Origin of the sequence: Photobacterium sanguinicancri, assembly GCF_002265265.1 — a bacterium.
Taxonomy (GTDB): domain Bacteria; phylum Pseudomonadota; class Gammaproteobacteria; order Enterobacterales; family Vibrionaceae; genus Photobacterium; species Photobacterium sanguinicancri.
The window spans coordinates 1-11,422 of record NZ_NOIF01000167.1 but is presented as its reverse complement, the minus strand read 5'-3'; the positions used below and the strand labels follow the sequence as shown (position 1 = coordinate 11,422).

Annotated in this window: 12 protein-coding genes and 1 other RNA gene; 6 read left to right on the top strand and 7 right to left on the bottom strand. The window is 45.2% G+C overall.

From position 1 onward, the window contains the following. Positions 1 to 273 precede the first annotated feature (273 nt). Positions 274 to 1,158, top strand: coding sequence for a small-conductance mechanosensitive channel MscS (gene mscS, locus ASV53_RS19305; RefSeq protein WP_094958286.1), 885 nt, complete (start codon positions 274 to 276; stop codon positions 1,156 to 1,158). Positions 1,159 to 1,230: 72 nt separating this feature from the next. Here mscS and ASV53_RS19300 read toward each other — a convergent pair whose 3' ends face one another. Both ASV53_RS19300 and ASV53_RS19295 read right to left on the bottom strand, forming a co-directional pair. Further along, positions 1,231 to 1,737: a YbaK/EbsC family protein gene (locus tag ASV53_RS19300; RefSeq protein ID WP_094958285.1), complete on the bottom strand. Its 507-nt coding sequence runs from the start codon at positions 1,735 to 1,737 to the stop codon at positions 1,231 to 1,233. Continuing rightward, the gene (locus ASV53_RS19295; protein ID WP_062692819.1) at positions 1,727 to 2,359 is read right to left on the bottom strand and encodes a LysE/ArgO family amino acid transporter; all 633 of its coding nucleotides are present in this window, start codon (positions 2,357 to 2,359) and stop codon (positions 1,727 to 1,729) included. The genes ASV53_RS19300 and ASV53_RS19295 overlap by 11 nt, the downstream gene beginning before the upstream one ends. Before the next feature lie 166 nt (positions 2,360 to 2,525). Here ASV53_RS19295 and ASV53_RS19290 point away from each other — a divergent pair, with 166 nt between their 5' ends. Next, entirely contained in the window at positions 2,526 to 3,422 is an 897-nt protein-coding gene (locus ASV53_RS19290; RefSeq protein ID WP_062692817.1) for a LysR family transcriptional regulator ArgP, read from the top strand. Positions 3,423 to 3,566: 144 nt separating this feature from the next. After that, entirely contained in the window at positions 3,567 to 4,271 is a 705-nt protein-coding gene (locus ASV53_RS19285) for an oxidative stress defense protein (protein WP_062692815.1), read from the top strand. A gap of 107 nt (positions 4,272 to 4,378) precedes the next feature. Here ASV53_RS19285 and serA read toward each other — a convergent pair whose 3' ends face one another. The 5 genes from serA to zapA form a co-directional block, all read right to left on the bottom strand. Continuing rightward, a complete protein-coding gene (gene serA, locus ASV53_RS19280; protein WP_062692813.1) occupies positions 4,379 to 5,608 on the bottom strand; it encodes a phosphoglycerate dehydrogenase in 1,230 nt (409 codons plus the stop codon). Positions 5,609 to 5,906: 298 nt separating this feature from the next. After that, positions 5,907 to 6,566, bottom strand: coding sequence for a ribose-5-phosphate isomerase RpiA (gene rpiA / locus ASV53_RS19275; protein WP_094958284.1), 660 nt, complete (start codon positions 6,564 to 6,566; stop codon positions 5,907 to 5,909). A gap of 225 nt (positions 6,567 to 6,791) precedes the next feature. After that, entirely contained in the window at positions 6,792 to 7,391 is a 600-nt protein-coding gene (locus ASV53_RS19270; RefSeq protein ID WP_094958283.1) for a 5-formyltetrahydrofolate cyclo-ligase, read from the bottom strand. A 104-nt stretch (positions 7,392 to 7,495) separates the two neighbouring features. Then, positions 7,496 to 7,679, bottom strand: a non-coding RNA gene (gene ssrS / locus ASV53_RS19265) — 6S RNA. Positions 7,680 to 7,686: 7 nt separating this feature from the next. Beyond that, the gene (gene zapA / locus ASV53_RS19260; protein WP_062692811.1) at positions 7,687 to 7,989 is read right to left on the bottom strand and encodes a cell division protein ZapA; all 303 of its coding nucleotides are present in this window, start codon (positions 7,987 to 7,989) and stop codon (positions 7,687 to 7,689) included. Positions 7,990 to 8,280: 291 nt separating this feature from the next. On the opposite strand from zapA, the gene ASV53_RS19255 reads away from it, so the two are divergent. The 3 genes from ASV53_RS19255 to ASV53_RS19245 are packed head-to-tail and all read left to right on the top strand — an operon-like array spanning position 8,281 to position 11,354. Further along, positions 8,281 to 8,928 carry a UPF0149 family protein gene (locus tag ASV53_RS19255; RefSeq protein ID WP_062692809.1) on the top strand — a complete coding sequence of 216 codons (648 nt, stop codon included), beginning with the start codon at positions 8,281 to 8,283 and terminating at the stop codon, positions 8,926 to 8,928. Between the two features lie 18 nt (positions 8,929 to 8,946). Next, entirely contained in the window at positions 8,947 to 10,140 is a 1,194-nt protein-coding gene (gene ubiH, locus ASV53_RS19250) for a 2-octaprenyl-6-methoxyphenyl hydroxylase (RefSeq protein WP_094958282.1), read from the top strand. Between the two features lie 2 nt (positions 10,141 to 10,142). Continuing rightward, positions 10,143 to 11,354: an FAD-dependent 2-octaprenylphenol hydroxylase gene (locus tag ASV53_RS19245; RefSeq protein ID WP_062692808.1), complete on the top strand. Its 1,212-nt coding sequence runs from the start codon at positions 10,143 to 10,145 to the stop codon at positions 11,352 to 11,354. Positions 11,355 to 11,422: the final 68 nt, after the last annotated feature.

Genomic DNA, 11,422 nt, shown 5'->3' with positions numbered 1-11,422 from the left:
GAATCAGTAACTGATTCCGGATTATGTCAGCCTCATAGGATCGTTCAACTGATCCTTAACTGATCGGCATTACGCATTTTGCGGGCTTTTTTTTATTTAAAATCACCCAAATGATAAGATGTTTTTGTCATTACGATAAGATTTATTATTTTATTGTCAGGGAAGAATGGCTGATAATGCCCCGCAAATCATAAAATCGCTGTTATAGTCACTTATGATTATTCTATTGGGTATATAGGCCAATATAGGCGAGTTAATAGAGAGAGAGTAAATATGACCGAGAGTGTAGCCGACAAGGTAGTCGACACTATTACTGATAATGAGTTAACGTCAGGCGTATTGAATGCAAGTACTTGGGTTACTGATAACCAAGATCTTCTTGTCCAGTATGCCGTTAACTTAATTTCTGCTTTGCTGATTTTGTTCATTGGTAACTTGATCGTTAAAGGCATTGCTAATGGCGTAGCAAAAGTGCTACGTAAGAAAAAAATGGATGATGCAGTCGTTGAGTTTCTTCACTCACTCGTGCGTTACCTGCTATTTGTTATCGTATTAATTGCAGCTTTAGGCCGTTTAGGTGTTCAAACCGCTTCAGTGGTTGCTGTGATCGGTGCCGCGGGTTTAGCGATTGGTCTAGCGCTGCAAGGTTCACTGTCTAACTTTGCTGCGGGTGTATTAATTGTTAGCTTCCGTCCATTCAAATCTGGCGATTACGTTGAGATTGGTGGCGTAGCGGGTTCTGTTGAGTCTATCCAAATTTTCTCGACAGTACTAAAAACACCTGATAACAAAATGGTTGTCGTTCCTAATGGTTCAGTAATTGGTAGCCCTATTACTAACTACTCCCGCCATGCAACGCGTCGAATCGACTATGTTATTGGCGTATCTTACGATGCAGATCTTAAGAAGACTAAAGAAGTTTTAACGCGCGTTGTTGCAGCTGAGCCTCGTGTTCTTAAAGATCCTGAACCAACTGTGGGTGTGGTAGCACTAGCTGATTCATCTGTGAACTTTGTGGTTCGTCCATGGGTGAAAACAGAAGATTACTGGGGTGTGTACTTTGATTTGCTACAAGCAATTAAAGAAGAATTGGATAAAGAAAATATCGGTATCCCATACCCACAAATGGATGTGCATCTTAACAAGCAAGAAGGCTAATACCGTTTTTGCTTGATAGATAGCATTAAAAATGGCGCTCAATGAGCGCCATTTTTTTATATTGGCTTCTGATTATGCAGGGATATCGGCGGGTAATCGAATAACCTGATTTGGCAAAGTCGTTAAGAGTGCATCAAGATGCTTGGTCTTAAACGCAAAGGTGTAATCCGGTTTACCTGGGGTGTACATCAGTTCTTGATGTAAATAGACCACAGGGTCGACTAAAAGAATCACCTCTTCTGGTAGCGCAAAGGGACAGACTGCACCTGGTACACAACCTGTCGCCGCTACCATTTCGTCGTTACTGCACACTGATACTCGCTTGCCGACCACTTGCTTGACCAGTTTACTGTCAAGGCGGCTATCACGGTGAGTTAAGAGCAAACAGTGACCTCCACCTTTGATTTTCATGAATAGGCTCTTGCTTGGTGATGCCGTCCAACCCAGTTCATTCGCAATACGAGCGTCTGTTTCGAAGTCTAAAATCGGTTCATGTTGCCAAGCTTGATAAGGTACATCCGCTTGGTTGAATAAGTTGATGTTGGTCTGGTAGATCTGTTCTAACGTATTAAGCGACATACTGTATCCAAAGTCCGTTGGCTAAATGGGTAGCAATAAAGAGCATCATAGCGGCAACAGCAAGATCGATACCGCGCTTTACCTTGGGTTTTGACAATGTTGGGCCTAGTTTTGCCGCGCCAATCGATAAGGTATAGAACCAAGCAAAAGACGCGAAAATTGTACCAATGGCGAAAGCGACTCGATCGCTGCCTTCAAACTGACCGCCAATCGATCCTAGAATCACCACAGTGTCTAAGTACAAATGTGGGTTGAGTACCGTCACAGCTAGTGCCCCCAATATAACGGCTCTACGACCTCGAGCTGTTACTTGTTGGGTTTGTTCTTCTGTATTTTGTGGTTTTAACGCACTACGCAGCGATAGGCTGCCGTAAAAAAGTAGAAATAAAATACCGCCGACAGTGACGGAGGTCAGTAAGGTTTCGTTACTTGAAAGGAGTGCACCGCCGCCAAAAATACCAAGGCTAATGAAAATTACATCACAAACACTACAAATGGTTGCCGTTGTTAGGTGGTGGTTACGTTTTATGCCTTGATTCAAAACGTAAGCATTTTGTGCTCCTATCGGGATGATCAAACTTGCACCCAAACCAAACCCTTGTAATAAAGCCCAAATACTCATGTTTTTACTTACCTTATTGTTATATTTTGACGTGGTACCAGTTCTGCTTTCTGGCTACCAATATGAATGGCGCAAGCGTACACTTAGCGATAGGATTAAGTACAACTAATAAAACTTATACATCATAAGTTTCTCTAATGATGAGTGGCTAAAGTAAGGGATGGTGATGAGAGGATTAGATTATCGTTGGGTTGCCGCATTAGATGCGGTGGTGGCGCAGCGTGGTTTTGAGCGGGCGGCAGAGCACCTTTGTATTACACAATCTGCGGTGTCTCAACGGATCAAGCAACTTGAAAAGCTGATGGCACAACCTTTGTTAGTCCGCGAGCAACCACCACGACCGACCGCCGCAGGGCAAAAGTTACTAGGGCTATATCGTCGAGTACGATTGCTAGAGCAGGAGCTTTTACCTGAACTCACCCCTGATGACATCAGCCAACCATTGTCGGTGTCTTTAGCGACCAATGCCGATAGTTTGGCAACATGGTTATTACCTGCCTTAAGTCCATTATTGAAAGCACGTCGGATCGAATTAACCTTATTGATTGAAGATGAAGCACGAACCTTAGATAGACTGCGCAGTGGCGAAGTCGTCGGGGCGATCAGCATGGATCAAACGCCAATGCCTGGGTGTGTTGCAGATTATTTAGGGCGAGTGGATTTTTTGTGTGTTGCCAGCCCTGAATTTAAAGCGCGTTACTTTGCTGATGGAACGACGCGCGATAACCTATTTGCAGCGCCCGCGGTAGCGTTTGATCATCATGATGATATGCACGAACAATTTATTCAACAGCACTTTAATTTACCTGTCGGCAGCTTGATGAAACACACGGTACGATCCTCGGAAGCTTTTGTGAAAATGGCGACCGAAGGTCTTGCATATTGCTTGATCCCTCGTATACAGATTATTGATGAACTTGCGGCGGGCGACCTTGTAAACCTTACCCCAGATATTACGTTAATTCGTCGTTTATACTGGCATCATTGGGCGTTAGAAAGCGGGGTTCTGACTGAATTATCTGAGCGTTTGGTGCAGCATGCTCAGCAGGTTCTACCGCAATAATTGCTTATTTTGTTCGTACATCTTGACGTAAATTTACAATAAAACACTGTTCAAATTAAAGGTGGTTTGATAGAGTGCGGTTTCATTAGGATAAATCCTAATATTTGTTGTCCAAGACATACTCATGCTTGTAGGAGAAATAGAATGAAAAAGACGTTACTGGCCACTGTACTTGGTGCGACAGCACTACTATCTATGAATGTATCTGCTGCTGATGTGGCGTTTCCACATCTTGTTACTCAAGGTAACGGCGAAGTGACTGTTACTGCGGATATGGCTATTTTGCATGTTGAAGTCGCCGAAAAGCGTGAAACGGCTAAAGAAGCAAAGCAAGCGGTTGATAAAGCGGTTGTGGCTTTCATGGCACGATTAGAGAAACAAGGCGTGAAACGCGAAGACATTAAGAGTGCAAATATTTCATTAAACCCAGAATACACTTATCCGAAAAACAAAGAGCCAAAACTGATTGGCTACCGTGCGAATCGTCAAGTGACGGTAACGGTGAATCAGTTAGCTAAACTGAATACCTACCTGGATGGATCTTTGGTTGATGGTATTAACCGTATCCAGAATATTGAGTTGAAAAGCAGTAAAGAAACCGAAATTAAGCAGCAAGCGCGCTTAGCAGCGATTAAAGATGCCCAAGCGAAAGCTGAGTCGATCGCAAGTGGCTTTGGTGAAAGCTTGGACGGGGTATGGAAAATTACCTACCTGACACAAAATGCGCAGCCTTATTATGCTCAAGCGCGTATGGCTGCTTACTCAGCAAACGATGCTGCTGAGAGTTACCAAAACGATCAGCTGGTGATTAAAGATCGTGTCGACGTGGTATTTAAGCTGGTTGATTAAACTCAGTCCCAGCGATAATGGAACAAGAAAGGCCGCATGATTACATGCGGCCTTTTACGATCTAAGGATCTGAATATTACTTAGCGTCTAACACCAACACCTAGTGCTTAGTGTAGAATACGCGCCCTAATCGTCCCTTCAATTTGCTTGAGCTTACCAAGAGCTTCTTCTGAACGCTCAGTTTCAACATCAATGACAACATAACCAATTTCAGCACCAGTTTGTAGGTATTGTGCGGCGATATTGATGCCTTCTGTCGCAAAAATCGTTGTTATCTGGTTTAGAATACCAGGGCGGTTTTCGTGAATGTGGAGCAAGCGTGAGCAGTCACGATGTTCAGGTAGTGATACCTCTGGGAAACCAACCGCTGATAATGTTGAGCCATTATCTGAGTATTTCGCCAACTTACCTGCGACTTCAAGGCCGATATTTGCTTGGGCTTCTTGGGTTGAACCACCAATGTGCGGCGTCAGTAATACGTTGTCGTACTGCATTAATGGTGATTCGAACGGGTCTTTATTGGTTTTTGGTTCAACAGGGAACACATCAATCGCTGCGCCCGCAATGTGCTTACTTTCCAGTGCACTGCAGAGTGAATCAATATCGACAACGGTACCACGAGCGGCATTAATGAAGATTGAGCCTGGCTTCATGCGGGCAAACTCTTCCGCCCCCATCATGTCTTGTGTTTCTGGTGTTTCAGGTACATGAAGGCTAATTACATCACATTTATTGAGCAGCTCGCTCATTGAGAACACTTGGGTGGCGTTACCCAAAGACAGCTTGTTTTCAATGTCGTAGAAGTACACTCGCATTCCGAGGTTTTCTGCCAGAATACCCAGTTGTGTACCGATATGACCGTAACCAATAATGCCTAGCCGTTTGCCTCGGGCTTCAAAGGATGCATCAGCTGATTTGAACCATTCACCACGGTGAGCTTTAGCGTTCTTTTCTGGAATGCCGCGCAATAGTAATAAGATTTCTCCTAACACTAATTCAGCAACACTACGGGTATTAGAGAATGGGGCATTGAATACTGGGATACCGCGACGAGTCGCTGACTCAAGTTCAACTTGGTTGGTACCGATGCAGAAACAGCCAACGGCTGCGAGTTTTTTCGCGGCGGCAAAGACTTCTTCGGTCAATTGAGTACGAGAACGGATCCCGACAAAATGTGCGTCTTTGATGGCTTCGATTAGCTCATCACCTGCCAATGAGCCCTTGTGGTACTCAATGTTGGTGTAACCCGCTTGTTGAAGTGCTTCAATTGCTGAAGGGTGGAGGCCCTCAAGTAGAAGCACTTTGATTTTTTCTTTATCCAGTGAAACATTATCCATGGGGTTCTTATCCTTAAAAACGCAAGTGAAGTCAAAGTACGCTAGCTATCCAATTTGTAGCACCTAGGACGTTATACTAAAAATACTGTAAAACGATGTAAAACAGCAGGATATAAGTAGGTTGTAGGGGAACGGTTGATTGAGTCCGATACGATAGAGCCTAGCTTGAAAGCGTATATTGGTTAATAACGTATCAAAAAACAATCAATAAGGGTAAGAATATTACAAAGAAATGCATAAAAAACGGCGCAGAGAGCGCCGTTTTGTAATCAAGCAACATAACGTATCGGGAATACGGTTACTTTTCGAATTTTTTCACGCCTTCAGGGCTACCCACTAGTAGGGCGTCAGCGCCACGTTCTGCGAAAAGACCCACAGTCACTACGCCTGGTAGTGCGTTGATCTTTTTCTCAAGATCTTTGGCGTCGGTAATTTTCATGTTGTGTACATCAAGAATGATGTTGCCGTTATCAGTCACACAGCCTTCACGGTAAACTGGATCACCACCAAGTTTAACCAGTTCACGACCAATGAAAGAGCGAGCCATAGGGATCACTTCAACTGGCAGTGGGAATTGGCCAAGTACATCAACTTGCTTAGTATCGTCAACAATACAGATGAATTTCTTCGCGATTGCCGCCACGATTTTTTCACGGGTAAGTGCAGCACCGCCGCCTTTGATCATGTCGAAATCGCCATTGATTTCGTCTGCGCCATCAACGTAAACATCAAGGCTTGATACTTCGTTAGCATCAAATACAGGGATACCAATTTTCTCTAGGCGTTCAGTTGACGCGACAGAGCTTGATACAGCACCTTTAATTTCTTCTTTGCGCGATTCAAGAGCATCAATGAAGTGATTTACGGTAGAGCCAGTGCCCACACCGACAATGCTGCCTTTTTTTACGTAGTCTAGTGCAGCCCAGCCGGCAGCTTTTTTCATTTCATCTTGAGTCATGCTATATCTCCTGGTCGTAATGATGACGAGCGTTGGGAGCGCTGATTATAGCTAACAGTGTGGCCTTCGTCAGAATAAAATGTTGACCTATGTCTCTGTTCCATCAATAAAAACCAAGATGACTTTGAATTACAGCGACTTAGCGATAGTAATTTTTATGCTTTGAGCCAATCGTTTGCTTTTTCTTTCTTATTTGGAGCTAGAGGCAAGGCAAATTTCTGATGTTTACCAGTGGAATGTGTGCGATGGAGTAACGATCGTAGGCAAGGGGACATCCCAAATTTCATGTGGCAGTTGATTGACGTGCTGGCAGTCATGGGCAAGCCCTAGTGGGTAGGGTAATTGGCGAAAGTGGTGCCAAGGTGCTAGCGTTCGATCGTAATAACCGCCTCCCATACCCAGCCGTTGGCCAGTGGTATCAAATGCGACTAGCGGCGTACAAATAACATCAAGTTCATGTGCCGGTTTGACGAGGCGAATGTCCAAGCAAGGTTCGCTAATGCCATAATTGTTGATGGTCATTGCTGTGGTGGTGGTATAGCGTAAAAATAATAAATGACCACGGCTGAAGGGGTGTAAAACGGGTAAGTACACCGATTTACCTTGTTGCCATAACCACTCTATTAGTGGTTGGGTACTGACTTCACCATCGTTAGATAGGTACAGTGCGATATGCTGAGCTTGAGTAAAGTGAGGTGATTGTTGACATTGATTCAGCAACTGTTGAGCAGCTTGGCTTTGTTGTTCAATAGAGAGAGCGCGACGACGAGAACGGATCTGTTGGCGAATGTGTTGACGAGAAGAAAGTGTAACCGTTGAGCTCATAGGTCATCCAATGACGAAAGTGAACCGGTAATAGATTGTGTCAAAAAGGGAAGAGCGGTACGGCGTATATCTACAGCTTAACTTTGTACAACCTCATAGAAAAGGTATGCCCCAAGGTGCCGTCGTAAATCTAAGCCCTTGAACCAGATGTTCAAGGTGGATCAGCAACATTAACCGTAGGCTTCTCAGTCGGGCTGAGCATGCTCAATAGCTAATAAAAAAGCCAATCCTGGGTATTTGCTTATCGGCTCGGGGACGTTGATTCACTAACGAGCACCCCAGGGTCAATTCATTATCAACGCTTTGGTTGATTTTGCAATGCTTTATCTAACGTTTCTGCTAATTGATTGATACGATTGGATAAAACATCGTCTTTATTGTCTTTTTCTCGGCGATCACTATGCAATTCACTGCAAATGTTAAGCCCCGCGAACATCAAAAGTTGTTCTGGATTAGAGACTTTGGTGCGTTCGGACAATGTTGTTAAACGCTGATCGAAATCTTCGGCAGCAGCAATAAGAGCTGCTTCTTGGCCTGTAGGACAGTTTACCTTTAAGGTACGACCGAGAATTTTGATTTCAACTGCCTGATTACTCATAAAGTCTCTTATCTGCTCCGTGTCAGCGTGTCTTAAGTTACACCCTGCTTGCGCTTAGGAGTAAATATAGAATAAAGCCCTTTGAACATGCAAGCATACACGCGGTGCTTTGCGGTTCAACACCGTTTGACTACTCAGTTAATAGGCAGTCTGGTGTAAACATCACCCAAATGATAACCACTATGATGGTTCAATCACAACTGGGGGCACCCTCGTTATTTATGCCGCAAGGTATAAGTGGTAGCATACCACAATAACGATTTACGCCAATCTAGATAAGGTAATCACCGCATGAGTGAAGCAAAACTACCCGCTTACAATGTTCTTGATAGTGAACTAAAAAATCACAGTTTAGCGGTATCACCGTCTGAGCTTCATGGCTTATTGATGGGCATGATTTGTGGTGGTTTAACGGTATCGGATGAAAGTTGGGTCGCGGCAGTGAGCGATTATGCTAACCAAGGCGATCCGTTACTAGACAGTGCGAAAGCCACTGTTCGCCAAGTATTTGATGCTGCTTCTGGTGAATTGCACAGTATGGCTCAAGTTTTATTTACCTCGACTGCTGCTGAATTGGCCGAAAGTCAATTCGAAGTGACGTTATTACTGCCCGCAGAAGACGAAGCGCTTGATGTGCGTGCGGAGGCATTGAGTGAGTGGGTAACTAATTTCATCTCAGGTATGGGCCTGATGGGGATGAAAAAAGCTGAATTAACCCCAGAGGTTACTGAAGCGGTGGCGGCACTAGAAGAAATTGCTCAGCTTGGCATCAATGAAGATGAAGACATGGAAGAGCAAGCACAGCTACTAGAACAGATTATTGCGTATGTTCCTGAGTGTGTACTGAGTTGTTTAGTTGGTTTAGGCCAACGACCTGAATCTGTTGAGCAGCCGAATATTCCTGGTATGCCTGCGGATGATGAGCCAACGTTACACTGATCCAATTTGAAGTAAGGGATGAATGTGAAGCACTTTGATGTGGTGATTGCGGGTGGCGCGATGGCTGGAGCCTCGTTAGCTATGGCGATCGATACCCTCAGCCAGCAAGGTTTGAGAGTCGCTGTTGTTGAAGCCGTTGAACCTCAGTTAGATAGCCACCCCGGGTATGATTCGCGCTGTATCGCATTATCGCTTGGGACTGCCACATTGTTAGATACTATCGGCGTGTGGCCTGCATTGCGTCAAGAGGCGACGGCGATCTCTAATATTCACGTCTCTGATCGAGGTCATGCTGGCATTGTCCGTTTGAGTGCGCAGCAACAAGCAGTTGATGCACTGGGTTATGTGATTGAGTTGGCTGATGCCGGACGCATCTTCCACCAGCATTTAACTGAGTGTCAGCAAGTTACTATGTATTGTCCCAATAGCATCGTGGGCATTGAACGGCAGCAAGACAGTGTCACACTCACATTGAATGCTGGTGAGCAGATCGTCACTCAATTACTGGTTACCGCTGATGGTGCGCTCTCTGGTTGCTGTGAGATGCTGGGTATCGAACGTGAAGAGCATGATTTCGAGCAAGTGGCGGTGATTGCGAATGTGACGACGTCAGAACGTCATCAAGGTCGTGCTTTCGAGCGGTTCACCCCTTACGGTCCTGTTGCTTTACTGCCAATGTCTGACGGGCGCAGTTCGTTAGTGTGGTGCATTAAACCAGAACATCAGCAGCAAGTGATGAACTGGAGCGACAATGAATTTTTGACTGAGCTTCAACAGGCATTTGGTTGGCGCTTAGGAGCGATGGTTAAAACTGGCCAACGAGCTTCGTACCCTCTGTTACTGCGTCAGGCTAAACGCATTACGACTCATCGTGTCGCGGTAGTGGGTAATGCGGCGCAAACTTTACACCCTATTGCAGGCCAAGGTTTTAACCTTGGAGTGCGAGATGTCATGACATTGGCAGAAGAAGTTGTTACGGCTTTCGAGCAAGGTCGCGATATTGGTGGAACAGCAATGTTGAGCTGTTATCGTCAGCGCCGCCAGCCTGATCGCCAAGCGACAATCACCATGACGGCAGGATTAGTCGGATTGTTTGCCAATGACAGTTTGCCATTAGTGGCAGGACGAAATTTAGGTTTAATGGCCATGAGTGCTGTTGATTCGTTAAAAGCACCGCTGATCAGGCGTGCCATGGGACAGGTAGAAAGATAATCATGATGCAAAGTGTTGATGTCGCCATTATCGGCGGTGGAATGGTTGGATTAACGCTAGCGGCTGCGTTAGCGGATACCGAACTGCGAGTTGCGGTGATTGAAGGTAAATTACCTGAACCTGAGCTATCTGATTTACCCGATGTACGCGTATCAGCGTTAAGCCGAGCGAGTGAGCGTATTTTACGTAATGTTGGCGCTTGGCCGGGTATTGAGGCTCGTCGCTTTGCACCGTATTCAAAAATGCAGGTGTGGGAACAAGATAGTTTTGCTTGTATCGATTTTGATGCTGCCCGTTTAGCTCAGCCAAACTTAGGTCACATTGTTGAAAATCGAACGATTCAACTCGCTTTACTCGACCGTGTAAAACAGCTTAATAACGTGACATTGTTGGCGCCGGAGCGTTGCCATAATATCGCATTTGGTGAAACAGAAGCATGGCTGAGTCTTGAATCTGGTCAAAGTCTAACCGCTAAATTAGTGGTGGGCGCAGACGGTGCTAACTCATGGCTACGTAACCAAATGTCGATCCCTTTAACGCATTGGGATTACGGTCATAGTGCGATTGTTGCGAATATTCGCTGTACTGAACCGCATGATAATACGGCTCGTCAAGTCTTCCGCCCAGAAGGCCCGTTGGCATTCTTACCCTTGCATGAGCCTGATTTATGCTCGATTGTATGGTCAGTCTCGCCAGATAAAGCACAAGAGTTATGTGCGTTAGATGACGCGGAATTTAATAAAGCACTGGTTGCTGCTTTTGACGGTAAATTAGGGCTTTGTCAGGTGGAAGGAGAGCGTCAGGCGTTTCCTCTGAAAATGCGCTACGCCCGTGATTTTGTGCGTGAGCGTATCGCATTGGTTGGCGATGCAGCCCATACGATTCATCCGCTAGCGGGTCAAGGGGTTAACCTTGGTTTACTTGATGCTGCAAGCCTTGCTCAAGAAATCAAAACGTTATGGCAACAGCAGCAAGATATAGGCAAACGTACGAACTTACGTAATTATGAGCGCTGGCGTAAAGCGGAAGCGGCTAAAATGATCACGGCGATGCAGGCGTTTCGTGACTTGTTTGATGGTAGCCACCCAGCCAAAAAGTTAGTACGTGATTTAGGTATATTGATTGCCAATACTGCGCCAGGTGTAAAAGATGAATTTATGCGTCGCGCACTGGGTTTATCAGGCTCATTACCGGACCTTGCCAAGTACCGCTAATTAACAAATGTGTTGAAATAGATAACCAGAAAAGCCGCGATACAGAGACCTGTATCGCGGCTTTTTTA